The sequence below is a fragment of the Pyrinomonas methylaliphatogenes genome (assembly GCF_000820845.2).
Classification (GTDB): Bacteria; Acidobacteriota; Blastocatellia; order Pyrinomonadales; family Pyrinomonadaceae; genus Pyrinomonas; species Pyrinomonas methylaliphatogenes.
On record NZ_CBXV010000006.1, the window covers coordinates 78,348 to 104,679 of the forward strand.

General features: G+C 59.5%; 23 protein-coding genes and 1 tRNA gene. 20 read left to right on the plus strand and 4 right to left on the minus strand.

The annotated features are described in order from the left end of the window. Positions 1-2: 2 nt before the first annotated feature. Positions 3-2,864: a M14 family zinc carboxypeptidase gene (locus PYK22_RS08665; protein ID WP_041976239.1), complete on the minus strand. Its 2,862-nt coding sequence runs from the start codon at positions 2,862-2,864 to the stop codon at positions 3-5. Positions 2,865-3,461: 597 nt separating this feature from the next. Between PYK22_RS08665 and PYK22_RS08675 the strand changes: the two genes are divergently transcribed. Next, positions 3,462-3,947, plus strand: coding sequence for an NUDIX hydrolase (locus PYK22_RS08675; protein ID WP_157770773.1), 486 nt, complete (start codon positions 3,462-3,464; stop codon positions 3,945-3,947). Between the two features lie 82 nt (positions 3,948-4,029). Beyond that, on the plus strand, positions 4,030-4,635 hold the full coding sequence (locus PYK22_RS08680) for a phosphoribosyltransferase family protein (protein WP_041976246.1): 606 nt from the start codon (positions 4,030-4,032) through the stop codon (positions 4,633-4,635). A 119-nt stretch (positions 4,636-4,754) separates the two neighbouring features. Here the strand turns inward: PYK22_RS08680 and recR are convergent, their stop codons facing one another. After that, complete coding sequence (gene recR / locus PYK22_RS08685) at positions 4,755-5,369, minus strand: recombination mediator RecR (RefSeq protein ID WP_041976248.1); 615 nt, start codon at positions 5,367-5,369, stop codon at positions 4,755-4,757. A 49-nt stretch (positions 5,370-5,418) separates the two neighbouring features. Further along, positions 5,419-5,733 carry a YbaB/EbfC family nucleoid-associated protein gene (locus PYK22_RS08690; protein ID WP_041976595.1) on the minus strand — a complete coding sequence of 105 codons (315 nt, stop codon included), beginning with the start codon at positions 5,731-5,733 and terminating at the stop codon, positions 5,419-5,421. 158 nt (positions 5,734-5,891) lie between these two features. On the opposite strand from PYK22_RS08690, the gene PYK22_RS08695 reads away from it, so the two are divergent. From PYK22_RS08695 to PYK22_RS08775, 17 genes are all read left to right on the plus strand, one after another. After that, the gene (locus tag PYK22_RS08695; protein WP_041976597.1) at positions 5,892-7,949 is read left to right on the plus strand and encodes an ATP-dependent helicase; all 2,058 of its coding nucleotides are present in this window, start codon (positions 5,892-5,894) and stop codon (positions 7,947-7,949) included. Positions 7,950-7,955: 6 nt separating this feature from the next. Next, positions 7,956-8,756 (plus strand): alpha/beta hydrolase, encoded by an 801-nt coding sequence (locus PYK22_RS08700; RefSeq protein ID WP_041976251.1) that lies wholly within the window; start codon positions 7,956-7,958, stop codon positions 8,754-8,756. Between the two features lie 103 nt (positions 8,757-8,859). Beyond that, positions 8,860-9,306 carry a YybH family protein gene (locus PYK22_RS08705; RefSeq protein ID WP_041976254.1) on the plus strand — a complete coding sequence of 149 codons (447 nt, stop codon included), beginning with the start codon at positions 8,860-8,862 and terminating at the stop codon, positions 9,304-9,306. 43 nt (positions 9,307-9,349) lie between these two features. Then, the gene (locus tag PYK22_RS08710) at positions 9,350-11,245 is read left to right on the plus strand and encodes a S9 family peptidase (protein ID WP_083437730.1); all 1,896 of its coding nucleotides are present in this window, start codon (positions 9,350-9,352) and stop codon (positions 11,243-11,245) included. A gap of 1 nt (position 11,246) precedes the next feature. Next, complete coding sequence (gene hutI / locus PYK22_RS08715; RefSeq protein ID WP_211197652.1) at positions 11,247-12,539, plus strand: imidazolonepropionase; 1,293 nt, start codon at positions 11,247-11,249, stop codon at positions 12,537-12,539. Positions 12,540-12,704: 165 nt separating this feature from the next. Continuing rightward, on the plus strand, positions 12,705-13,712 hold the full coding sequence (gene gap / locus PYK22_RS08720; protein ID WP_041976256.1) for a type I glyceraldehyde-3-phosphate dehydrogenase: 1,008 nt from the start codon (positions 12,705-12,707) through the stop codon (positions 13,710-13,712). A gap of 37 nt (positions 13,713-13,749) precedes the next feature. Next, positions 13,750-14,949: a phosphoglycerate kinase gene (locus tag PYK22_RS08725; RefSeq protein WP_041976257.1), complete on the plus strand. Its 1,200-nt coding sequence runs from the start codon at positions 13,750-13,752 to the stop codon at positions 14,947-14,949. Between the two features lie 113 nt (positions 14,950-15,062). After that, positions 15,063-15,824 (plus strand): triose-phosphate isomerase, encoded by a 762-nt coding sequence (gene tpiA / locus PYK22_RS08730; protein WP_041976259.1) that lies wholly within the window; start codon positions 15,063-15,065, stop codon positions 15,822-15,824. A 29-nt stretch (positions 15,825-15,853) separates the two neighbouring features. Continuing rightward, positions 15,854-16,213, plus strand: coding sequence for a preprotein translocase subunit SecG (gene secG / locus PYK22_RS16635; protein WP_060635496.1), 360 nt, complete (start codon positions 15,854-15,856; stop codon positions 16,211-16,213). Positions 16,214-16,243: 30 nt separating this feature from the next. After that, positions 16,244-16,328: transfer RNA gene (locus PYK22_RS08740), tRNA-Leu, on the plus strand. Between the two features lie 1,058 nt (positions 16,329-17,386). After that, entirely contained in the window at positions 17,387-18,163 is a 777-nt protein-coding gene (locus tag PYK22_RS08745) for a hypothetical protein (RefSeq protein ID WP_041976261.1), read from the plus strand. Between the two features lie 136 nt (positions 18,164-18,299). Further along, a complete protein-coding gene (locus PYK22_RS08750; RefSeq protein ID WP_083437732.1) occupies positions 18,300-18,932 on the plus strand; it encodes an RNA polymerase sigma factor in 633 nt (210 codons plus the stop codon). Positions 18,933-18,992: 60 nt separating this feature from the next. After that, positions 18,993-19,667 (plus strand): anti-sigma factor, encoded by a 675-nt coding sequence (locus PYK22_RS08755; protein WP_157770774.1) that lies wholly within the window; start codon positions 18,993-18,995, stop codon positions 19,665-19,667. A gap of 46 nt (positions 19,668-19,713) precedes the next feature. After that, the gene (locus PYK22_RS08760) at positions 19,714-20,973 is read left to right on the plus strand and encodes a PDZ domain-containing protein (RefSeq protein WP_157770775.1); all 1,260 of its coding nucleotides are present in this window, start codon (positions 19,714-19,716) and stop codon (positions 20,971-20,973) included. Further along, positions 20,961-22,319: a hypothetical protein gene (locus PYK22_RS08765; RefSeq protein WP_041976267.1), complete on the plus strand. Its 1,359-nt coding sequence runs from the start codon at positions 20,961-20,963 to the stop codon at positions 22,317-22,319. Before PYK22_RS08760 ends, PYK22_RS08765 begins: the two co-directional genes overlap by 13 nt. 60 nt (positions 22,320-22,379) lie before the next feature. Next, positions 22,380-22,724, plus strand: coding sequence for a PilZ domain-containing protein (locus PYK22_RS08770; RefSeq protein ID WP_041976270.1), 345 nt, complete (start codon positions 22,380-22,382; stop codon positions 22,722-22,724). A 72-nt stretch (positions 22,725-22,796) separates the two neighbouring features. After that, on the plus strand, positions 22,797-23,936 hold the full coding sequence (locus tag PYK22_RS08775) for a carboxylate-amine ligase (protein ID WP_041976273.1): 1,140 nt from the start codon (positions 22,797-22,799) through the stop codon (positions 23,934-23,936). Positions 23,937-24,104: 168 nt separating this feature from the next. Here the strand turns inward: PYK22_RS08775 and PYK22_RS08780 are convergent, their stop codons facing one another. Beyond that, positions 24,105-24,968, minus strand: coding sequence for a Cof-type HAD-IIB family hydrolase (locus PYK22_RS08780; protein ID WP_162199822.1), 864 nt, complete (start codon positions 24,966-24,968; stop codon positions 24,105-24,107). Between the two features lie 182 nt (positions 24,969-25,150). Here PYK22_RS08780 and PYK22_RS08785 point away from each other — a divergent pair, with 182 nt between their 5' ends. Then, entirely contained in the window at positions 25,151-26,317 is a 1,167-nt protein-coding gene (locus tag PYK22_RS08785; protein WP_041976277.1) for a threonine synthase, read from the plus strand. Positions 26,318-26,332: the final 15 nt, after the last annotated feature.

Below are 26,332 nucleotides of genomic sequence, written 5' to 3' on the forward strand. Positions count from 1 at the left end.
CGCTAAAGAACGGCTTGAAAGAGAAACGAGTTGAAGAACAGGCGCGTCGTCGCGCGCCAAAAACCGCGAAAGTTAGGATCTTCAGCATACAGGATGACGTGCCCTCGCCCGGTCGGTTCATCTATCACATAGGCCGCGCCGCGCAACAGCTTCTCCGTGTTATCGGGCCAGATGAATCCGGCGACGTGCAGACGCTGTTTCTCGTCCGGGCTGAAGATGACGGCGTTTACGCCCCCTTTCGAGGGGCGGAAGAAATATGCCGATTCGATCAGCACGGGCAGCGTGTCCATCTCATAACCGTAAGTGAGCGGCGTCGTCCGATCGATCGTCGCGCGCATGATGGCGCCCGGGACGGCTTCCGGCACGCGCCCTGGTTTTGCCGAAGGCGAGGCGATCGGCGGCAAGATCGGCGGCGCGCCCTCCATCTTCTCTGTCTGCTCGGCGCGCCCTTGTTCTGCCGAAGCGGTCTGCGTCTTGGCGGGTTTCTTTGGCGCTTCCGCCGGAGTCGGCGTCGGTTGCGGTTTCTCCTCGGCCTCTTCTTCCTCCTCCTCGCGTTCTTCCTCTTCGCTACCCACCAATCGCGACGAAGTCAAATTTACATCCTTCAACGCGGCGAAGACGGCTGCCCCTTTGATGCAAACGAGCGTGCCGCCGCGTTGCGCCCAACCGCGCAACATTTCGACGCCATCCCGACCGAAAGCCGCGAAATACCGCGAGGGAGAACCATCGGGCAGGATGATGACGTTGTAACGATCCAGTTCCGCGCGTTTTAATCCATCGATCGTCATCGGCGTGAACTCGACGCCATACCGGTCCAGAGTCCACCACAAAGCGCCATAGCTCGTTTGATTGACCGGCTCATCAGCGATCACGACGATGCGAGGACGCTTCAGCGAGACCACCGTCTCCGAACCGATGCCCGTGTCGCCGTTTTCGGCAAATCCGCTGTTGACGGCATAAACCTGCGCCCCCGTTTCGCGCGCAAGCTGCGCGATGCGCTCGTGTATGGAATCGGGATTACGGCTGACGCGCACGACCACGGTGCCGCGCGGCCAATCGCGTCCGCCGGCATTTAGCGTTCGCGTCGCGACGGCGAGTTTGTAATCCTCCTGCAACAAACGCGCGATGAGCGAAGCCGCGCCGTTGCTCTCATAGGGGATGAGATAGGCGACCGACGCACGCCCGGTCACGCTGCCCGCCGGAGCGATCGAAGATTCTTCGCCACGTGGCAAAGCGAGCGGAGTGGAAGCGACGGGCGCGGCATCTTCGGTCCAGTACGCCTCGACGCCGAAAGCCAGTGGCAACGACCACGCCGTGATGTCATAAAAGCCGTACTCCTCTTTTGGCGCGTTCTTCCCGCGCCGTTCATTGCGGCGGAAGCGGGCCAGTTGCTCGGCGACGAAAGCGCGATCGAGCGGCGTTTCCGGCTCGAGCAAGGCTTTGGCGAGCCGTTTTTGCGGTTGCGCGAGATCGACTATGTACGCTCCGGCGGGGAATTGTTTGGTCATTGGCGCATCGCCATCGGCGGCGTAAGCGTGCGCGCGTGTCGCACGGAATGGCTCATCCGCACGCGCGACTTCGATCCCAGCGCGTAACAACACATCGACCAGCTCAGCCGCTCGCCCAGGATCGTTCCCCGGAAGGATGACGAATCGCCTCATCGGCCCAGTCTTCCCTTCTTCGATCGCCGAACGACGAAATTCGTAGTAGTCGCGCAATCGCGCTTCGCGATGGCGCGCCGTCGTCTCAAGCGTCATCATCGACGCGATGAAATGTTTGGCGATCGCCGAGCGAAGGGTCACGATCGTCTCGTCGTCGCGTTTCCAGCGAAGCCCTTTCCACCCGCCGCCGTCGGTCTCATAAGTCATTCCGATCGCGCCGTTCAGGCTGGGCCACGAATCCCAATATCCGGGGTAGAAGAGATCGAACACATCACGCACATAGTAATCCCACCGCTGCGCATCGAAGGCGCTGGCGTTGGCGCGCCCAAACATGGTTAACCACTTGCCCACCTGCTCCGTCGGAAGATTCGGATTGATAGGCAACGCCGCCGGTGGGAAGAAGAATTGCGAAGGTTGACCGTGATGATCGACGACGACTTGCGGATTCCACTCAAGGTAGGCGCGTTGCAGATGGCGCGTTTCGATCTGCGTCGAAGCCAAATTATCGCGGTTCAGATCGAAGCGATAGTGATTGACGCGCCCCCAAACGGACCAAGGTTCACGATGCTCGGCGGCAGTCGGCTCGGGGTCTCCGATCGCCACCGAGTTATACCAGGTGACGAAGCGCTCGTGCCCATCGGGATTCTCGCCAGTGACGATGAGCACCACCAGATTGCGCAGGATATCAAGCGTCGCCGGCTCGTTCGAAGCCGCCAGTTGATAGACGACTTGCATCATCGCTTCGAACGACGCCGATTCATTCCCGTGGATCGTGTAAGCGAGCCAGACGATGGCCGGTCGTGTCGCGATGATCCGTTCAGCCTCTTCGCGCGAGATCTTTCGCGGATCGGCCAATCGCGCGATATCGGCCTTGATCCGCTCGAGCTGCGCGATATTCTCCGGCGCGCTGATGACGACCAGATGCATCATCCGATGCTCGTTCGTCAGACCGATGTCGAGGACGCGCACGCGATCCGGCGCAGCGGCGGCGATCGCCCCGATGACGCGCTCCATCATCGCGTAGTTGGTGTGAAAATCGCCGACGTCGTATCCTAAAATCTGCCGCGGACGCGGGATGGATTCGCGATATGGACCGCGCGCGTAAAAGTCGAAAGGAGGATCCGCGCGTTGCGATCGCACGACGGATGGCCAAAGGACACACACGAAAGCTAAAAGGATCGGCAAGATGCGGGCTCTCTTCATTCGACAGGTGATTCCGCTTCGCGTAGTGCGCTGGAACGCGCAAGATATTAACGCGATCGCGCGCAGATCGGCAAACCCGAGCGACTCGACGCCGAGACGGACCGTTCCAGATCGGCGCTCCTGCTCGCGGAACCGAAGGGGCTTTGACGTATCATTCCAGACCGAGGAAGTGTTTCGTGCTGAGGTTGCATAGTTGAGAGGCTACGGCTTTGACGTATCATTCCAGACCGAGGAAGACATGATCGATCTCCTTGATGGACGGAGATGCCCGCGCTGCGGAGGGCGACTTCGCGCGTGGCACGAACTGAGAGAAGAGGAGCATGAAATCGTGAGGCGCCTTCCGCTATCCGCCTCATACGCGCTGGCGGAACGCATCGCACGCCATTTATGGTGCACGCGCTGTTGGTACGAAGATCAACAGCTATCTTCTCAAAACGCTTGATTGGCGAAGATCGGCGAACCGCTTCTTCGGTCCGCCTGAATCAGGCAGGGGCGTTGACTTTGAACGCGCTGGCGGCTGAAGATCGGCGAACCGCTTCTTCGGTCCGCCTGAATCGGGGTGTATTGGGCGAGCATCTTTTGAAGCGTGGTCGAGAGATGTTGAGAAGGCTTCTTAATCTCCTCTGGCGCCACATGCCGCGCCGCCTCATGCGTTGGGGCGTGCGGGTGACGCAACCTCGTTTCGCCATAAGCGCCGGCGCGGTCGCGCTCGACGAGCGGGGTCGCGTGTTGCTGCTCCGTCACGTCTTTCGGCGCGGCAGCGGATGGGGGATTCCCGGCGGTTTTTTGCGCCACAATGAGCAACCGGAAGAGGCGTTGCGGCGCGAATTGCGCGAAGAGGTCGGGATAGAGATCACCGATCTGAGGCTCGCTTTTGCGCGGACGATCACCCATGCACGTCAACTTGAGATCATCTACTGTTGTCGCGCGTGCGGCGAGGTCAAACCGCAGAGCGTGGAGATAAACGGCGCCGCCTGGTTCGATCCGAAGGATTTGCCACAAACGCTCGCGCCCGCTCAAGCGCGAATCATCGAACGCGCTCTCGGCGCTTGGCAAAGCGGAGAGCGGCGCGACAAAATCTGATCGATAGATGCCAGCAAGGCGATCGCCTCGGCATCTCGCCTTGAAGCTTTCGTTCGAAAAAATCCTTTAGGGGGAGATCGTTATGGTCCAATTGATCCCATCATCCGAAGAAGTGATGCAGACCTTGAAAGAGACTGGAGCCTTCCGCGAAGGCCACTTCATCTATCCATCGGGCCAACATACACCGCACTACTTCCAGATGCCTTTAGCCTTCCGTTACTACGATACGGCGCGCGTGCTGGCCGTCGCGCTGAGCCGCAAATTCAGACTCGAGAACGAGATTTCGAGCGCGCTGCCGCGCGTGGCGATCATCTCTCCCGGTCCGGGCGGCATCCCCGTCGCCTTCGGCGTGCGCGATGCGCTCGAGGCGGAGCAGATCTACTGGGCCGAACGCGAACAAGGCAAACGCATGTTCCGCCAATTCCTCAATCGCGGCGAGGTCAACCCGTGCATCATCGTCGATGACATCATCCGCACGGGCACGGCGATCCGCGAAACGGCGGAACTGGTCAAAGAGCTCGGCGCTCCCATCATCGGATGCGGAGCGATCGTGCGCTTCACTTCCGCGCCGACGAAATTGAATGGCGTGCCGATCAAATCGCTCGTCGATTTTGACGCCAAATGGTACGCTCCGGAAGACTGTCCGCTCTGCAAGGAGGACGTCCCCGCCGAACACGTCAGGTTTTAAGCCGAAGGTGTGGGCTGCGGAGTGAAAGGCCGTGAGCTGCCCTCTTTCGCCGCCTTCGAGTTCGGTGAGCGCGGATGGTATGGATGGGGACGCCACCAAACGGCGCGGCGAGATGAGGCCTAGATCTCGTGCCGATTGGCGAGCGCTTTATCCATCGTCACTTCATCGACGTATTCGAGATCGCTTCCGACCGGCATTCCCATCGCGATGCGCGTCGTGCGCACGCCCAAGGGTTTGAGCAGATGGCTGAGGTAGATGGCCGTCGCTTCGCCCTCGGTCGTCGGGTTGGTCGCAAGGATCACCTCTTTGACCTTCACCCCTTGATTGTTCTCCGGTTTCAAACGCGCGAGGAGATTGTCGAGCCGCAACATCTCCGGCCCGATGCCGCGCACGGGCGACAAGCTCCCGTGCAGAACGTGATAGAGGCCACGATAGCTGCGCGTCTTCTCGATGGCGACGAGGTTGTATGGCTCTTCGACGACGCAAATGATCGAGCGATCGCGCGTCGGCGAACTGCAGAAACGGCACGGATCAACATCGGTCAAATTGTTGCACTCGGAGCATAGACGGATCTTCCGCTTGACCTCTTGCAGCGCGTCGATCAGCCGCTCGACATCTGCCTCCGGAAGTCGCATGATGTGAAAGGCGAGCCGCTGTGCCGATTTGCTTCCGATACCCGGCAGACGTTTGAACTCGTCGATCAACTTTGTAACTGGTTCGGCGTATTCGAGCATAGAGCGCGCGTTCACCCACGTTTGTGCGATAAGCTCCAGAGCCTCCGCCTCAGAAGAGGTTTCCCAATCCCGGCGGCAACATCCCGCCGAGCTTGCTCCGCATCGCCTCATCCACCTTGCGCCCGGCTTCGTTGACCGCAGCGATGACCATGTCTTGGAGCATCTCGACGTCACCATCCTTGATCGCCTCAGGATCGATCTTGAGCGCGGTCAACTCCTTCGTCCCGCGCATTTCGACGCTCACCATCCCGCCGCCGACCGAGGCTTCGACCCGCAAAGCCTCCATCTCCTGCTGTAGCTTCTCCTGCATCGCCTGCGCTTGTTTCAACATCTGCTGCAGGTTCATTCCTCCGGGGAACTTCATCATCGCTTCTCCTCTCGCAAATCGCCTTTACGCTTGAAGCGTTCTTCCATCCTAACTTTTCAGCGCCCCGAATTGCAACGTGGGGGGGATCGGGCTGGCGCCTCATCGTCGCGCGTTCACCTTGTGCGGCATCTCGTGCTATAAGCTCGATGTCGGCGATGAGAAAGTACGTCATCAAAAGGGCGAGCAATCTACCGGAACGACTGGCTCGCTATCGCGAGGAGTTGAACGACGAACAGTTCGCCGTCGTCACCGCACCGCCGGGACCGGCGCTGGTCATCGCAGGCGCAGGCTCAGGCAAAACGCGCGTGATCACCTATCGCGTCGCCTACCTGATCGAACAAGGCGTTGCGCCCGCGCGCATCATGCTGGCGACCTTCACTAATCGCGCCGCACGCGAAATGCTCCGGCGCGTCGAGCAGCTTACCGGGAGCGACGTGCGCCGCGTATGGGGCGGGACGTTTCATCACATAGGGAATTTGATATTGCGTCGCCATGCCCTCTGCCTCGGCTACGGAGCGAACTACACGATCCTCGACACAGAAGACGCGCGCGATCTTCTGGCGACGTGTATCGAAGATGTCGGGAGAGCGACGCGCACGCGCCGTTTTCCCAAACCGGAGGTCGTTCAAGATATCCTCAGTTTCGCCAGCAACACCGCTCGCTCGCTCGGCGAAGTCCTCGCGCGCCGCTATCCGCAATTTGAACCGCTGGCCGCGGAGATCGCGCGCGTCGCCGATCTTTACCGAGAACGCAAACGCGCGCGCAACGCGATGGATTACGATGATCTTCTGCTCAATTGGAAGAGCTTGCTCGAAGAGCATGCGGAAGTCGCCGAACTCTATGCCGAACAGTTCGAACATATCCTCGTCGACGAGTTTCAAGATACGAACCGCCTGCAAGCGGAGATCGTCGATCTGCTGGCGCGCGCGCATCGCAACGTGATGGTCGTCGGCGACGATGCGCAAAGCATCTTCGCGTGGCGCGGGGCTGAGTGGACCAATATCTACGAATTTCCGCAGCGCTATCCGGAAGCGCGCATCTTTCGGCTGGAATCGAACTACCGCTCGACGCCGGAGATCCTCGCCGTGGCTAACGCTTCGATCGCAGCCAACCGCCAAGGATTTCCCAAAACGCTGCGCGCGATGCGCGCCTCTTTAGGCTGGCGTCCCGCACTTGTCCCGTGCCGCGACGTCGATCAACAAGCCGCTTTCGTCGCTTCGCGTATCCTCGAACTGCGCGATGAAGGGGTCCCGCTCGAAGAGATCGCCGTCCTTTATCGCTCGCACTACCATTCGCTCGAACTGCAACTCGAGTTGACGCGGCGCAACATCCCGTATCGCGTCTACAGCGGCGTGCGCTTCTTCGAACAGGCCCACATCAAAGATGTGCTCGCCTATCTGCGCATCATCGTCAATCCGCACGATGAACTGGCTTGGAAACGGGCGTTGCGTTTGATCCCGCAAGTCGGCCCCGCGACGGCGAACAGAGTGTGGGAAGCGATCTCGACCGATCCGCTCACGATGGTGCGGCGCGGCGATGCCGACGCCTTGGTTCAGCGACGCGGAGATGGCTGGGCGGAGTTTCGCGCGCTTCTCGACATGCTCGCGCGCGAAGAGATGCGAGGCGATCCGGCCCGCCAGATCGAACTGATCCTCGCGCACGGATACGAAGCGCATCTCGCCCACGCCTACGAGAACGCCGAAGCGCGCCTCGAAGATCTGCGCCAACTGGCCCGATACGCGGCGCGATACGATTCGACCGAATCCTTCCTTTCGGAGCTCGCGCTTTTAGCGACCGAACGTTACGACGCGCCGAAACCGCTCGTCGGTGAAGATACGGTGATGGGCGGCGCGGAAGACGAACTCCTATCGCTCAGTTCCGTCCATCAGGCGAAAGGCTTAGAGTGGCGCGTCGTCTTCATCATCTGGGCGGCGGACGGACGCTTCCCTAGCCCACGCGCGCTGCGCGAAGCGGAAGGCGAAGAGGAGGAACGGCGCCTGTGGTACGTCGCTTTGACCCGCGCGCGCGATCAGCTTTACATCACCTATCCGGCGCTTGTCGCCGATTACGCGCAGCAGACCGTGCTTCAACGCCCATCGCGATTCGTCACCGAAGTCCCGGTCGAACTTTTTGACATCTGGCAAGTGGAAGATGAAACTATCGATACGGAATCGGCGGAAGAAGACGAAGAGGTAGGCGGTTACCTTAATTGACCAGCCATGAGCCAGCGGAAGCGCGAACCGACTTTCGAAGAGAAGGAGATCAAACGCGCGATCGGCGAATTCGAAGCGACGATCGCGCGCGCGCCTTCGGAAGAGCCTGACCATCTGGATGGTCGCCTGCTCGTCGATCAACCTTTGCGCGTTGAAACCAAGCTTTACTACGATCTCCTCATCCCAAGCGATGAAGAGCGGGCGCGCCCTTTGCTCGTCGCGCTCCACGGCTATGGCGGGAACAAACAACAGATGATGCGCGAAGCGCGCCGAATCGCTCCCCCAGACTTCGCCGTCGCGGCGCTACAGGCTTTGCATCAGCACATACGCGAACCGCGCGAACCCGGCGGTCCGCTCCGATACGGATTCGGATGGCTGACCAACTTCCGTCCCGAAGAATCGATCGCGCTCCATCACGAAGCGCTCTTTGCGCTGATCGAGCGCGCTGTCACCGATGGATTGGCGGACGGAAGAAAGATCTTCTTGCTCGGCTTCTCCCAATCCGTCGCGTTGATCTACCGCTTCATCTTCAAACACGCCGATCTGGCGCGCGGCGCCATCTGCATCTGTGGAGGGTTGCCGGGCGATTGGGAGACGAACGAATCCTACCGGAACTCGAAAACGGCCATCCTTCATCTTTGCGGCACGCGCGACGAGTTCTATCCGCCCGAGCGCGTCCGCGATTACGAAGCGAAACTGAAACAACGCGCGCCACAAGTCACGGTGCGAGGGTACAATGCGAGCCACGAGATCACCGATGAGATGAGGGCCGACGCGCGCGACTGGCTCGAAGAGATGGCCCGCTGAGAGTCCGGGGCGGCTATAAGCGAAGATCGTGCGCCCCTCGAGACGGTCTTCGCCCACGCGAGATGAAACGGTCCGGCAAAAGGATTATGCGAAGGTGAAAAGGATGAGACACCTAACGAAGCCGATCTTCTTCGTCATCTTACTGCCTTTCGTCGCGTCGCTTCCTTCATCGAGAGCCGAAGAGCCACGCGCAGCTATTCGCGCCATACTCGATGAACAAGTCGCCGCTTGGAACCGCGGCGATATCGAGGGCTTCATGCGCGGCTACGCGCAATCTGAGGCAACGACGTTCGTCACCGGCGATCAACTCGCGCGCGGGTGGGAAACCGTGCTCGCGCGTTACCGGCGCGTCTACGATTCGCGCGAGAAGATGGGTCAGCTCACCTTCTCCGAACTCGAGATCGTGCCGCTCTGCGGCGATGCGACGCTCGTTCATGGCCGATGGGAATTGAAGAGGGCGCACGATACGCCGCACGGAAGATTCACGCTCATCTTCCGCCGCTTACGCGAAGGATGGCGTATCGTGTACGATCATACTTCCGCAGTCTGAATCAAGAGCTTTCTCATTCATTTCGTATCTAGGAGAAACCAACATGCGAAGATCATCGCTCGCTATCGCAGCCTGTTTCTTGCTCTTCCTGCAATCGACCCCAGCGCGACAGGTGGTGAGCCTCAGCACGGGTGAAGGTCCTTCGATCGAGCGATATCTGAACATCAGGAGCGCAAACTCACCGACCTTCTCGCCCGACGGGACGCGCCTCGCATTCTTGACGAATATTACGGGCACGCCGCAGGTATGGGTCATCTCGGCGCAAGGCGGTTGGCCCGATCAGTGGACCTTCTATCAAGACCGCGTGGATTTTGTCGCGTGGTCGCCGAACGGTTCAGGCTTGATCTTTGGGAAATCCCACGGCGGCGACGAGAACGCGCAACTCTTCTGGCTCGCGTCCGACGGGACGGCGATCCGCGCCCTCACCGATGAACCGAAAGTCCGCCACAACTTCGGGCTATGGGCGCACGACGGTCGAAGGATCGCCTACGCTTCCAACAAACGCAATCCGAATTTCTTCGACGTTTACGTCATGGATACGGCTTCGGGACGCGAAGAGCTGGTCTATCAGCAGGACGGGTCCAATTCTCCGGTCGCCTGGTCGTTCGATGGGCGGTATCTGATCGTCTCGCGCAACAACGAGCAACTGAGCTTGGACAACGATCTTTATCTGATCGATCTGTCGACCAAACAGATAACGCACCTTACTCCGCATACCGGACCGGCGCTATTTGGCGATGTCCATTTCACGCGCGACGGACGCGCGATCATCTTCGCTCATAACGATGGGCGCGAGTGGTATCAACTTGCGCGCATGGATCTCCGCTCCCGACGGATCGAAACGCTCGACGATGCGCCATGGGACGTAGACGCGACGGCGCTCTCATACGATGGGCGACTCTTCGCCTACACGCTCAATCGCGAGGGTTACAGTGAGCTTTACATCCGCGAGGTGACGGACGATGGGCGCTTGGGGCCCAAAGGCGCGCCCGTACAGCTCCCCGGGCGAGGCGTCATCAGCGGGCTCGAATTCTCCAAAGATGGGAGCAAGTTGGCCTTCGTCTTCAATGGCGCGCGTTTCAATCCGGACATCTGGCTCTACGATCTGCGAGCACGCGAGCTGACGCAATTGACGCATAGCGCCCGCGCCGGACTATCTCAATCATCTTTCGTCGAGCCAGAGCTGATCCGTTACAAAACGTTCGATGGGCGCGAGATACCGGCTTGGTACTATCGCCCGCAAAATGCGCAAGGGAAGTTGCCGGTGATCGTCAGCGTTCACGGTGGGCCAGAAGGACAAGAACGCCCGACCTTCAACGCCATCTACCAGTATTTCCTCGCGCGCGGATATGCGATCCTCGCGCCGAACGTTCGCGGCTCGACCGGTTACGGCAAAAGCTATACGCATCTTGACGATGTGCGCAACCGCGAAGATTCGGTGAAGGATCTGGCCTACGCCGTCGAATGGCTGAAGAGACAAGGCGGCGCCGATCCGAAACGGATCGCCGTGATGGGCGGCAGCTACGGCGGTTACATGACGCTCGCAGCGATTACGCTCTACCCTGATCTGTGGGCGGCGGCGGTCGAAATAGTCGGGATCGCGAACTTCGAGACGTTCTTGCGCAACACGTCGGGCTACCGGCGAAAATTGCGCGAAGTCGAATACGGCTCCTTAGAGCGAGATTTAGATTTCCTTCGCTCGATCTCGCCGATCAACCGCGTCGATCGCATACGCGCTCCGCTGATGGTCATCCATGGCAGGAATGATCCGCGCGTCCCATACACAGAAGCCGAGCAGATCGTCAAAGCGTTGCGCGCGCGCAATCACCCGGTCGAATACATGCTCTTCGAGGACGAGGGTCATGGCATCGCGAAGCTGAGCAATCGCTTGCTCGCCTATCCAAAGGTCGCCGATTTCCTCGATCGCTACATGAAGTAGCATGTGTTTGCCGGATATAGAGCGGCGCCGCTTGAGAGCCGAGATGCTAGCCGTCACCAATTGCGCGCAACTCGTCACGCTCGCTGGGCCGGCTCGTCCGCGCGTCGGTCCAGAGATGCGCGCGCTTTCGATCGTGGAAGATGGCGCGATGATCATACGCGATGGGCGCATTGCGCGCGTCGGGAAACGCGAAGAGGTGGAGCCTCACATCGAGCCCGAGGCCCAGCTTGTCGATGCCGGCGGGCGAGTCGTCCTCCCCGGCTTCATAGACGCGCACACTCATCTCGTATTCGCCGGCACGCGCGCCGATGAGTTTGAACTACGACTTGCGGGCATAGCCTACCATGAGATCGCCGCGCGCGGCGGCGGCATACGCGCCACCGTCCGTCGCACGCGCGCAGCGACCGAGGATGAGCTGTTCGCGCTCGCACGTAGAAGGAGCGAATGGTTTCTGCGCAACGGGACGACGACGCTCGAGGTCAAATCCGGTTACGGCCTCACCGCGGAAGATGAACTGAAGATCTTGCGCGTCATCCGACGGTTGAATGAGACGACTCCTCTGCGTTTCATCCCAACCTTTCTGGGCGCACATACGGTGCCGGATGAATATGACGCGCGGCGTGCGGACTACCTCGATCTGCTCATCAACGAGATGCTGCCGCGCATCGCGCAAGACGGACTGGCCCAGTTCTGCGATGCCTTCTGCGAAGAAGGCGCTTTCTCGGTAGAAGAATCGCGCCGCGTTCTGAGCGCAGCGAAAAGGCTTGGCCTTGGGCTGCGCCTTCACGCAGATCAGTTCTCAGATGGCGGCGGGGCCCAACTGGCCGCCGAACTGGGCGCCGCGACGGCGGATCATTTGGAATACACGGGCGATCGCGGGATCAAGGCGCTGCGCGCGGCGAACGTCCAACCGGTCCTGCTTCCCGCCTCCGCTTATGTTCTGGGCGCGAAATACCCGGTGGCGCGGCGAATGATCGAAGAAGGGCTCGCCGTCGTGCTGGCGACGGACTTCAATCCCGGCACCTCGCCTACACCATCCATTCCGATGGTCATCTCCCTCGCCGCAACTCAGATGAAGATCTCCCTGGCCGAAGCGATCACGGCGACGACCATCAACGCCGCCTATAGCCTCGGCCTCGGCGCACGAGTCGGCTCGCTCGAAGCGGGCAAAGATGCCGATTTCGTCATCTACGACTGCGGAGATTATCGCGAACTCGGCTATTTCTTCGGCATCGAGCTGGCGAAGGAAGTCTACATCGGCGGGCGGCTGGTCTTCTCGCGCCCAGAGAGTTGATAAAGAAGTCATAAAAGATCATCTGGCCATGTTTGAACAGGGCGCATACCGAACTTGACAGTCAACGCCGCCACGAATTATCTTGCCCCTTCTGTAGTGACCAACAACAAAGCTCACTAGAGAGGTGATTAGAGATTAGTTAAGATTCCGGAGTGAGGAGGTAGTATGGCAGTTAAAGTAGGCATTAATGGTTTCGGGCGTATCGGACGCAACGTGTTGCGCGCTTCTTTGGGCGACGCCGAGATAGATTTCGTCGCCGTCAACGATCTCACCGACACGCGCACACTGGCCCACCTGCTCAAGTACGATTCCGTCCTCGGCAATCTCGAAGAGGAAGTCACTTATACCGAAAACAGCATTCGCGTCGGCGATGACGAATTCCGCGTCTTCTCGGAGAAAGATCCGGCGGCGATCCCTTGGGAGGAGGTCGGAGCGGAGATCGTCATCGAATCGACGGGCCGGTTCACCAACGCACAGGACGCGCGTAAACACCTGCGCGGACCGGTCAAAAAGGTCATCATCACGGCGCCGGCCAAGAATGAGGACATCACGATCGTCATCGGGGTCAATGAGGATCGCTATGATCCCAGAGAGCACCATATCATTTCAAACGCATCGTGCACGACGAATTGCCTCGCTCCGGTTGCCAAAGTGATCCACGAGAAGTTTGGCATACGCGCAGCGCAGATGACCACCATCCATTCATACACGAACGATCAGCAACTGCTCGATCTGCCGCACAAGGATCTGCGGCGCGCGCGCGCCGCGGCGCTTTCGATGATCCCGACCTCGACCGGCGCGGCGAAGGCGGTCGCGCTCGTCATCCCGGAACTCAAAGGCAAATTCGACGGGATCGCTGTCCGCGTTCCGACGCCGAACGTCTCGCTCGTCGATGTCGTGATGGAGGTCGAGCGCGAAACGACGACCGAAGAGGTCAACCGCGCGCTCAAGGATGCGGCCAATGAACAGTTGCGCGGCATCCTCGGCTTTTGCGAAGAGCCGCTCGTGTCGGTCGACTTCCGCAAAGATTCACGATCCTCTATTGTCGATGCCGAATACACGAAAGTCATCAACGGGAATCTCGTCAAAGTCCTTTCGTGGTACGACAACGAGTGGGGATATTCGTGTCGCGTGCGCGATCTGGTGAAATACATTGCAGGGAAGGGGCTGTAGATCAGCCCGAAACCTGAAGTTTGATGGCATTTCGACCATGAATAAGCTCTCAATACGCGATCTCGATCTGGCAAGCAAACGCATCTTCGTCCGCGTTGATTTCAACGTCCCGCTCAAAGACGGTCAAGTTGAAGACGATACGCGCATCCGCGCGACCCTTCCGACGATCCAATATGCAATCGAACGCGGCGCGCGCCTCGTCTTGGCCTCACACTTGGGACGGCCCAAGGGGCAACGCAATGAGAAGTACAGTTTGCGTCCCGTCGCCGAGCGGTTAGCGCAACTTCTGGGCAAACCCATCGCCTTCGCGAATGATTGCATCGGCGAAGAGGCGCGCGCTAAATCCGCCGCCCTCAAAGATGGCGAAGCGCTATTGCTGGAGAACCTGCGCTTCCATCCTGAGGAGGAGCAAAACGATGATAGCTTCGCCGCACAATTGGCCGAGCTATGCGATAAGCTTTACGTCAACGACGCTTTCGGTTCGGCCCATCGCGCGCATGCCTCAACCGAAGCGATCACGCATCATGTGGAGAAGGCGGCGGCTGGATTGTTGATGGAGAAGGAACTCGAATATCTGGGTCGCGTCCTCAACAATCCGGAACACCCGTTCGTCGCGATCCTCGGCGGAGCCAAGGTCTCCGACAAGATCGAGGTCATCAACTCTTTGATCGAACGGCGCGTGGATAAATTGCTGATCGGCGGCGCGATGGCCTACACCTTTCTGAAAGCCGAGGGGTTTACTGTCGGCAAATCGCTCGTCGAGGACGACAAGCTTGAAGTCGCGCGCGAGATCAAGCGACGCGCCGAGGAGGCTGGGATCGAGTTCCTGCTGCCGACAGATCATCAAGTCGTTGACCGTTACGATCCGCTCCACAGTCGTCGGACGATCCCGATCGAATTTACGACCGCCGGACTTGTCGGCCTGGATATCGGGCCGGAGACGGTCGCCATCTTCACGCGCGCGCTCGAAGGGGCGAAGATGATCGTTTGGAACGGTCCGATGGGCATGTTCGAAGAGAAACCCTTCGACGAAGGGACGATCGCCATCGCGCGCGCCGTCGCCGACGCTGCCGACCGCGGAGCGATCGTCGTCGTCGGCGGTGGCGATTCGGTCGCCGCCGTCACGCAAGCGGGCGTCGCTGACCGCATCACGCATATTTCGACGGGCGGAGGAGCTACGCTCGAGTTCCTAGCCGGAGAGAAACTGCCCGGCGTCGAAGCCCTGAGCGACAAGTGAGACTCCGCCTCACACGATCCGTCGAGGATTCCATCCTCAACCATAACGGTGGCCGAAGCGGGAGAGCCGTTCGGCCAAAGCTGAACCGTGAAACCCTATGAGATGATCAGAGTATGCGCCGTCCCGTCATCGCCGGCAATTGGAAGATGCACAAGTTCATCGCCGACTCGGTCGCCACGGCCCTCGCGCTCAAGCCTCTAGTCGCCAACGCCAATCATTGCGAGGTGATCATTGCCCCCGTCTTTACGGCCATCAAATCGGTCGCCGATCGTCTCGAAGGATCGAACATTAAGATCGCCGGCCAAGATTGCGCCCCGGAGAAGAAACACGGCGCACACACGGGCGAAGTCGCCGCCGACATGCTGCGCGATGCGGGCGCGTCTTACGTCATCGTCGGGCATTCGGAAAGGCGACAACATTATGCCGAGACGGACACGATGATTAATCGCAAAATGCACGCGGCGATCGCGGCTGGGCTCATCCCCATCCTCTGCATCGGCGAGACGCTCGCCCAACGCGAAGCCGGGATCGCCGAACGGGTCGTGAGAGGGCAGATCGAAGGCGGACTGCGCGAGTTGACAGCCTCGGATCTCGAACATATCATAATCGCTTACGAACCCGTTTGGGCGATCGGAACGGGTCGCACCGCGACGCCGGAGCAAGCGCAACAGATGCATTCTTTCATCCGGCGCGTCTTCGCCGAAAAGTTCGACGAAGAAGCGAGCCGTCGTTTGCGTATACTCTATGGCGGTTCGGTTCGACCCGACAACATCGCCGGGTTGATGGCTCAACCGGACATCGATGGCGCGTTAGTCGGTGGGGCCAGCTTAGAGGCTGAAACTTTCGCGCGGATCGTTAATTACGATCGCGGCTGAGCGAAGATCCGAATCGTGAGGGTGCGCCCTTGTTAGAATATCTTCTCTACGGTTTATACGTTCTAGCGTGCATCATTATCATCGTCTCGGTACTGCTGCAGCCGGGCAAAGCGGATGCGGGCGCGCTCTTTACAAGCACGATCTCAAGCACGGCGTTCGGTCCGCGCGGCACGCAAACGCTGCTGGCCAAAATCACCATCGGCGCGGCGATCGCCTTCATGCTCATCGCGCTGATGCTGTCGCTGCCAGCGGTAACGCAAACTCGTTCCGTGCTGCAAGCGACGCCCGAAGCTACGCCAACGGCAACGCCGCAAGCGTCACCGTCGGCGACGCAAGGGGCGAACGACGCATCTAATAAGAATGCGACGGCGACGCCCGAAAAGAAGTAACCCCTCTTTGACAATCTCGCTCTCCTGCGTGCCGAAGTGGCGGAATTGGTAGACGCGCACGTTTGAGGGGCGTGTGAGGCAACTCGTGTGGGTTCGAGTCCCACCTTCGGCACCAAATCTTCTCCACACCCGATTTACCTGACGTTTTCTAACGCGCGAAAGCTTCGGGGAAGCAAGGCGATGTTATCGTCCCCTATCCACAGAAGAAGGATCCCCTCCGTCTCCTAAACGCAAAAGACGCCGCGACACCATCCGTTCTGCAAGAAACAGCTCATAACGCCCGTCTCGCACTCAGATCTAGTACATTGTCCGCCGTAGTTCGAAGTACACCTAGCACAACACCAAGTACATGGACCGAGTACACATTTTGTCTGCTTCGCCTTCTCCGACAGGCTAAAAGATACGGGCTCAACCTTCACCGTTGTTTTTGAAAGTCCCGTAATGGAAGTTGGATAGGGAAACGTGCTAAGGTTAGCTACATGTTCTTCAAATTTTCCGGTCGCCGCATTGAATCTCAAGACGCTGGCTTGAACCACCGAGCCTGGACTAAGGCTCCTGATGGCTTGCTGAAAACCCTCTATGCTTGTAAGCTGCCCAGTCACATTTGTGAACGTGATGATGTCACCAACCCTCACCTCAGGTTGAATGACGGCTGAATCTATGCCAGTAACCACATAGCCTAGCTCGCCCAGTAAACCCAAACGCGAATTCCCCATCTCCTGATGAGAGATCGCAACGTCAGCCATATAAAGAGTCAGTAGAAAGCTGAGTATGAACGAGACCCGGTTCCTCACGACACACCTCCCAGCTTCCCGTCGCATTCGATTTGCCCGGAATTATACTAGTGACAACAAACGACAGTAAATGATCTGGCGCGAACCCTCGGCTTGCCCCCACGTGCTTCGAAGTCATCCTCTCTGAGACATCGAGGACATTGCCCGTCCTCGCCTCTGCTGCTAAACTCGAGCGGGGCAGAAGACGATGTGCTGTCAGTACAGCGACCTACTTCGTCTCAACCGCGTCCGTTGCGCATGGCGCTATCTTTTGCTATTCACCATCTGCGCATCGGGGCAGTTTGTACTCGCTCAATCTAGCGATCCGGCATTTCCAACGCCTCTCACTGAGAACGAAGTCTCGGGCAGCATCGCACCGCGCGATCCGGGAGATGCTAGAATGACACGCCATTTCTACTCTCTGACGGGATCAGCGGGCGAGATCGAGATCGAGGTCGAAGCTAACGGCCTTGAAGGGGATGTCGATATCTTCACGGCGGCTGATTGGCGTCCACTCGTCAAGGTACCTCTGTATGCTACGGGCGAGCCGCTCAAAGTCGCGAAGACCTTCTTTCTGCGAAGAGCGGAGCGATTGATTCTACGTATCGAAGCGCGCGCACAGGGCGATGCCGAAGGAACTTATCGCATTCGCTTCGGCGGATCTTTCGTTCCAGATCAAACCGTTGCCGCGGAGACGCCCCTCCTTCCCACGCCGCCGCCAGCGAAAGGGGAACGGAGGACGGCGACCGGAGCGCGCATCGAAGATGAGCGCGTCGAGATCGCCGAAAGCGAACAAGCCTCGAAACAGGAATCACCCAAAGCCAAAGACGAACGATCTGAAACTTCCCTCGCCAAAAAAGAGGACAAGGAAGCGCCCGCCGCTCCCGCAAAAGAGGAGGAGAAGCGGCGCGATGAGGTGATCGCTCTAAGCGACGCCACTGGCGCTAAGGGACCTTCGCGAAGCGGAGGGCGCGCGCCCGGACGCTCACCAGTCACCGCGCCTCTCGCCGACGGCAAATTGGTGCTCGAGATGCAGGATGGATCGCGGATTGAACGCGAGATGCGCGCGATCCGGCGGTTAACGATCAGCGCCACGCAAATCGTCATCGTCGATCTTCGCGGCAGGGTCGAGCGCATCCCGATGGCGCACGTCATCCGCATCGCGATCGAAAGATGACCGCCGATTGAGATCGCCGGTTCGAATTTCACCCGACGATTTTCGCGCGCGTCCCGACAGAAAGGTGTATAATGCTCGCCACCGGCGCTGCGCACGCCAACCGGTCTTCTTGCAGGAATCGCGCAGGTAGAGAAATATGGGCGCGCTCTCTTCCATCGAAGAGTTGCTCTTCGGCCTCAAGCAGGCGTTCGATGCGACGACGGATCATCGTCTGCTCGAGGCCTCGCGGGCGGGCGATGAAGCGGCGTTCGCCGAACTGGTCCAGCGCTACCGCCATCCGATCACGAACTACATCTATCGGCTGACGAACGACTACGATCTAGCGGTCGATCTAGCGCAAGAGACTTTTTTGCGCGTCTATGGCGCGCTGGCCCGCTATCACACGAATTTCGCTTTTTCAACCTACATCTACCGCATCGCAACTAATCTGGCGATCAGCGAATTGCGGCGACGCAAACGGCGGCGCTTCATATCGCTCACCGCGTTCTTTCAACCCAATGGCGATAGTGGAGATGGCGCGGATTTCGATTTGACGGATGATCGCCCGCTGCCCGATGCGAAGCTCGTCGCGAGCGAAAGGCAACGCGCCATCGCGCGCGCCATCGCGAGCTTGCCGGAGAAATACCGCGTCCCGCTCATCTTGCGCGATATCGAAGAACGGAACTACGAGGAGATCGCGCAGATTCTACACTTGAGCGAAGGGACGGTGAAGTCGCGTATCAGTCGCGCTCGCGCTTTGCTGCGCGAAAAGTTACGCAACTATCTATAAGCGACAGCGGTCAGCATGATCATGCGTTTCGTCAGGGACAAATTAAGACGACTTCGGAAGATGCTCGGCTGCCGAAAGGTAAAACGCGAGATAGATGCCTCCATTCCGGCGCCATCGCTCGATGCGCAAACGCGCCGCCACCTGAAAGATTGCGCAGATTGCCATTCGTTTTATCTCGAGCGGCGGCGTCTGTATGACCTTCTCAAGGAACTGCCCCCCATCTATGCTCCCGATGACTTCGGCGAAAGATTGCGCGCGCGTCTGGCTCGCGACTCGAGCGCAAGCGGGACGCTTTTGCCGATCCACAGCGCGGCAACCATCATGTTTACGATCTGCGCACTCGCCCTCGGCCTCGCTCTGTTACGTCAGAAGGAGACGAACAGTCAGGCGCGAAAGGACGGGGCGACCGTCGCAACCCTGCAGATCGGGGCGCTGCCAACGTCGAGCGGCTATCAAATCGCTCAGGCGCGCCGTCAGCCGCGGATAAGCCCCGAACAACGGCGAAGGCGCGCGCGACCGAAAGTGGTGGCGACCGACTTCGCGGCGTATCCAGCTTCGTCGCTGATCTTGACGGACGCACCCATTGAGTCGTCCGCCAACTCAGCGCTCCTTTTCGACGAAATGGGGGGTGTCAGAACCGTGGTGATCAAGCCGCTCTCCTTCGGCGAAGAAGCGATGGCGCAACCGGTGAGCGCGAACGCTCGAATGGCGACTTCACTCACGCCCCAACACTAAAAAGCGGATGCGCGCCTTCATGAAACTTCGAGGTGAGGCGGTGACGATGCGAAGTCGACTCAAGATCACAGGTTTACTACTCGCCATCGTAGCATTGGGGGCAAACGCGCCATCGAGCGCTCAAACGGCGCCCGGGGCGCGCGACAAACGGACAAGCTCATCCGATCACGCGCTAACCCCCATGGCCTCAACTTTCAAGGCGATACGGGCGAACGAAACGGATGCGCTCACGGTAATCCATCGGCTGCGCGGCCTACGCCTTTTGTGGTGGCTCGCGCGGGAAGAGCGAGCGCCAGTCATCTTTGCAACCGATCGGTTACAGGTCCATTCGAACGTCGTCGCCGGACGCGCGCTCGCCGATGGCACGTCGGTTGTCGCGCGTCTGCCGAACGTCGAAGCGGAGTTTCTGCCGCTGCCGCAGACGACGAACCTTCTTTTTCCAGATCGTTCGGATTCGGAGTTCATCGTGATCCGTCCCGACGGGGCGCAATTCAACGCATCGCTCGTCAATTTCGACTCGCTGACCGGATTATCTCTTCTCAAGACTTCAACCCCGCTCTTTAACTCCCGCGCAAGCGAAGCGACCGTTTCGCTCCCTCTCAAATCAGATGCTCGATCATCTTCGCCGCCTCATTGGCAAACCGGTTATACGGTTCGCCTGCTGAAGCCGAAACTGGCGGAAGATGGCGTTCCACCCAGACGGCGTTTCCATCTAGAGGAGATCGAAGCCTCTATCGCAACCATCAATCGCTCCGATTCGGGTGAGATCACGCAAGCCTTCATACAAGCCGCGCGCCTTTCGCCCACCTTCGCCGGTGCGATCGCGCTCGCGCAGGACGGCTCGTGGCTCGGCATCGTCGGGCGCGCGCGCGCTGGCGAGGCGTCGCTCATACCGGCGCAAACGATCAAGCAAGCCATCGAACGCCTCAGCGCGAGCGCATCGGCGCGCTCATTGAAAGCTCTCTCCGATCGAGAGGCCAAACCAGTGATAGAAGGGGGCGCGCCGAACGAGCCGCCAACCGATTCCGGCATCGAAGGCATCATCCTGTCGTCGCAAGCGGCGGCGCAACTCGGATTGATACGAGCTGGCCTCTTCGTTCTGCGCGTGCGCCCGAAGAGTCGCGCCGAATGCTTGGGTCTTCGCGCCGGAGACATCATCGAAACGATCGATGGGGTTCGGTTGACGCCGCAAAACTGGTCCACTTTCATCGCTCATCGCTCCGGTTCGAAAACCGTTCTCGGCATCCTGCGCGATGCTCGACGCATCGAACTCGGCTTCACAGCGGACTCGCCATGTCAAAGGTAGCGATCGCCTATTATCACGATCTACTCGGAGATGACGGCCTCGCCGCCGCATCGCGCGCGATGTTGGCCGAAGAACTCGAACGCGCCAAATTGGTCTTCGGAGGCCGCCTTCTATCGCCCTATTTGCGCCCGCACTTCCTCAGCGAAGAGGAGTACGCGCACGTCAGGCGCGTTTGCGAGACGCTTTGGACCACCGTCCAGAAGGTCAAAGACCTCGCGCTTGAAGACCGCATCACCGCCGAGGAGCTTGGGCTCACGCCGTATGAATGGGAACTCGCTCGCCTCGAGCCCGGTTACAGCATGGTTTCGCCGACGGCCCGATTCGATTCCTTCCTGACCGAGCGGAGTTACAGCTTCGTCGAACTGAACGGCGAGAGTCCTGCTGGGATAGCTTATGCCGACGCGGCCTTTGACGTCTTCGCGCGCCTTCCCGTCATGCGCGCCTTCAAAGAGCGATACGATGCGCGACCGCTTTACGGGCGCCGCCTCTTGCTCGACACCTTGCTCGCCACATACGCGGAATTCCTCGGCCACAGACAGTTCGCGCGCCCGCCGCAAATAGCCATCATCGATCTCAAGGGATTGCCAACACAACAGGAGTTCGAGCTATTTTGCGAATTCTTCGAACGCGAAGGATATCCAACGTGCATCTGCTCGCCCGACGAACTGGAATTTTCTAAGGGCAAGCTACGCAGCGGCGATTTCGAGATCGACATCGTTTACAGAAGATTGCTCGTCAATGAATATCTGCCGTTCATCGAACGTTTCCCAGCGCTTCTCGATGCTTATCGCGCGCGCGCCGTTTGCGTGGTGAACAGCTTTCGTTCGAAGTTGATCCATAAGAAGGCGCTCTTCGCCACGCTGACCGACGAACGCTATGAACGGCTCTTCGACGATGCGGAGCGCGCGGTGATACGCGCCCACGTCCCTTGGACGCGCCGCGTGCGTGACGCGAAAGATAAGCGTGATGGCGAAGAGATAGAACTACTGAGATTCATCGAACGCGAGCGCGAACATCTCGTCCTCAAACCGAACGACGACTACGGCGGACGCGGCATCTTCGTCGGATGGCGATCGAGCGAAGGGGAATGGCGCGCGGCGATAGATTTCGCGTTGAAGGACGGCGATTATCTGGTTCAAGAGCGAGTCTCGACCTCGCGCGAGAAGTTCCCCATGCTGCGCGATGATGGCTTCGAAATGAGCGAGCAATTAGTCGATCTCGACCCGCTCCTCTTCAACGGCAAGGTCGGATCGGCCTTCGCGCGCCTTTCTTCGACGGAGCTGGCGAACGTCTCTTCAGGCGGCGGCATGGTGCCAACCTTCATCATCAGCGACGGGGCGAGTTGAGATGTGCCAGTGCGATCCTTCTGGCCAAAAGCTCGATAACCGAACGGGGGAAAACGACCGATGGGAGATCAAGAGAATAGGGCGCGAGCGTCGCGCGCTGAACGTCGCCGACACGAGCGCGCACGTTTGATCATCGACCTCTATTTCGAGGGGCAAGAAGGAACCGGCATCGCCAGCACGAAGGATATAAGCGCCGGCGGACTCTATATGAACACGAAAGCTCTGATCCCTGAAGGGACTTCGCTTACGCTGCGCATCCCGCTCGGCGATGAGCAGATCGTCGTCCGAGGGCGAGTCGTTTACAGCAATCCCGGGCGCGGCGTCGGCGTCAAGTTTCAGGATCTTTCCGAGCGCGATCGCGAGATCATAGAACGCGCCGTCGCGAGGGAGACCGATCGCCCATGAAGCCGAGCGAATCGATCTATCTATCGCGATCGGCTGGATTCTGGTAGACTCTCCACTGCTTTCGGGGAAGCCATGTTCGGCAAGTACACGCTCGGCATCGAGGAGGAGTTTCAGATCGTCGATCCCGCGACGCGAGAGTTACGCTCACACGTCTCGGAAATCCTCGCCGAAGGGCGCATGCTGCTCGGCGAGCAGATCAAACCCGAGATGATCCAATCGACGGTCGAGGTCGGAACCGGCGTCTGCCGCAACATTCAAGAGGCGCGCGCCGAAATCATCCGTTTGCGATCGATCGTCTCGCATTTGGCGCGCAAGCAAGGGCTGGCGATCGTCGCCGCTTCGACCCACCCTTTCTCTCACTGGCTGGACCAGAAGATCTACGAGGACAAGCGTTACGAATTGCTCGTCGAAGAGGTCCAAGTGATTGCGCGCTCGCTCCTCATCTTCGGACTCCACGTTCATGTCGGCGTCGAAGATCGCGAGCGCGCCATCCACATCATGAACGCCGCGCGCTACTTTCTGCCGCACGTTCTGGCGCTTTCGACCTCGTCGCCCTTCTGGCTCGGCATCAACACCGGCTTCAAGTCCTATCGCTCGGAGATCTTCAAGAAGTTCCCGCGCACGGACATCCCGGACCATTTCGATTCTTACGCCTCTTTCGAACGTTATGTCGATCTCCTGATCCGAACCAACTGCATAGACAATGGGAAGAAGATCTGGTGGGATGTCCGTCCGCATCCATTCTTCCCGACTTTGGAATTCCGCGTATGCGACATCCCGACGCGCGTTGACGATACGATCGCGATCGCCGCGCTCTTTCAGGCCATCGTCGCCAAACTCGACAAATTGATCGAACAAAACCTAGGCTTTCGCCTCTACCGCCGCATGCTCATCCAAGAGAACAAGTGGCGCGCCGTGCGCTACGGGCTCGACGGTAAACTGATAGACTTCGGCAAGCAGAAAGAGGTGCCCGTGCGCGACCTGATCCGCGAGCTGCTGCAATTCGTCGATGATGTCGTAGATGAGCTTGGCTCGCGCCGAGAGATCGAACACATCCACCGCATACTTGAGCGCGGCACATCAGCCGAAGAGCAGTTAAGGGTTTACCGCGAAACCGGGGACTTGCGCGCCGTCGTCGATCGATTGATCGAACTGACGATGGAGAACGTCCCATACGAACCTTCAGGCGTTGAGAAGGCGCAATGCGGATGAAAGCGTGGGTATCGGCCCTGATCGGCCTATAGATCGCAAGACGAGATTCGGCGTTGCTAAAGATAGGCTCGACGAATCGCGTTCAAAGCCGAACCTTCCTATCACTCAGCACGCGCGCCCGCGACTCTTTTCTAACCGCCTCACAGAGTTCAAAGCTGAACCTTCCCATCACTCAGCACGCAAGATGAACTTTTCGATGGCGAGCGCGACGCCGTCTTCATCGTTTGAAGCCGTCAGATGGAAGCGGCTCGCGCCGCGCAGTTCCGGTTCGGCGTTGCCCATGACGACGCTCGTTCCGGCAAATTGCAGCATCTCCAGATCGTTGAAGTTATCGCCTATAGCCATCACCTCTTCGCGCGCGATCCCGTATTCGGCGGCGACGGCTGCGAGCCCCGCCCCTTTGGAAGCTTCCGGATTGATGATGTCAAGGAGAGCGAAATCCTTCTTCGGATAGAAGGTGCGCACCACGCGCACGCGCCCTTTAAGCTCACGCGCGAGCCGCGCGCCGAGATCGCCCATGGTCGCGCAACCTCCAGCGAAAGCGATGTGGACCGGGTCGTGGTCCAGGTATTCGATGAGCGAAGAAACGCAACGCACGTCGGCGTCCGTGCCGACCACGCGCCGCGACCAAGCGATGTATCTCGCCAACTCCTCGTTCCGCTCGCTGCCGCGCTCGTGGACAAGCAGGCCCGCGCCGTGAGGGTCATCGCTTACCATGGCATGAGCGCCGCACTCGCGCCCCAAACGCAGGACGGCATGAGCGGCTTCGCGTGGCAGAGGCCGCACCGCGACCGTCTCGAGCGTGAGCGCGTGTTTGGTGAGCGCGCCGTTGTGCGCGATCACCGGAACGTCGTCGAGATCGAGTTCGAGCGCGATGGGTCGCGCGTCGCGGAACCGGCGTCCCGTGACGAGCGCAATCCTCACGCCGCGCCGCCTGGCCTCGGCAATGGCCCGGCGGTTTCTTGCGGAAATCTCTCCGCGCGAATCAAGAAGCGTCCCATCGAGATCGAGGGCGAGCAATCGTATGGGCATCATCGAAAATTTACCACATCGAACGCGCGGCTCGCTATTTCGCCCTCAGCGAAACTTCACCTTCTGAGCGCGATGCAGGATAATCGCTCCAAGTGGCATAATCTCCTGCGCGTTGGGCGAACGAAATTCAGAGCCGATTCGTTCGCCGCGCTGCTAAATCGCCGTCAATCGAAGGTGATACGATGCATCTTACACATCTCGAATGCACGGCATGCGGTCTGCATCATGAGGCACGCCGCTTGCTCAATCTTTGTCTTCGCTGCGGCAAACCGCTCTTTGCCAAGTATGATCTAGCGCGCGCGGCGCAGACCATGACGCCAGAAGCGCTGCGGACGCGCCGAGCGGACATGTGGCGTTACCGCGAGGTCCTGCCCGTCGAACGCGACGAGAACATCGTCTCGCTCGGCGAAGGGTGGACGCCGCTCGTCCACGCGCGAAGGTTGGGCGCGAAGCTCGGAATGGGCGAACTCTACATCAAAGACGAGTCCTTGAATCCGACGCAAAGCTTCAAGGCGCGCGGCATGTCGACGGCGGTCTCGATGGCGATGGAGCTAGGCGCGCAACGGCTCGCCGTTCCCTCAGCAGGCAACGCAGCTGGCGCGCTTGCGGCTTACGCGGCGCGCGCCGGATTCGAAGCCTTCATCTTCATGCCGCAGGATACGCCGCGCGCCAACGTCATCGAGTGCGTTGAGATGGGCGCGCGCGTGACGCTCGTCGAAGGGTTGATCACCGATTGCGCGGCGGAGATCGCGCGGCGCAAAGAGCAAGAGGGATGGTTCGAGGTTTCGACGCTCAAAGAGCCTTACCGCGTCGAAGGCAAGAAGACTATGGGTTACGAGTTGGCCGAACAGTTCGATTGGCAACTTCCAGATGCGATCATCTATCCAACGGGCGGCGGCACAGGGCTCATCGGCATGTGGAAAGCGTTCGATGAGATGGAGGCGATGGGACTGATCGACGGCAAACGACCGCGCATGATCGTCGTGCAGGCTGCAGGTTGCGCCCCAATCGTGCGCGCTTTCGAGCAGGGTGAAGATCACGCCGCAGAGTTTCCGAACGCCGCGACCATCGCTTCGGGTTTGCGCGTACCGCGCGCCATCGGCGACTTTTTGATCCTCAGCGCCGTGCGCTCATCAGGTGGCACAGCCATCGCCGTCACAGACGAAGAGATGACAGATGCCGTACGCGAGATCGGCGCAACCGAAGGCATCTTCGCCGCTCCGGAAGGCGCCGCTTGCCTTCCCGCGTTACGCAAGCTGCTGGACCGTGGCGTGATCAGTAAAGATGAGCGCGTCGTCATTTTCAACACCGGCGCGGGCGTCAAATATCTCGAATGCTTCGCGCGATGAAGAGGCATAGAAGCC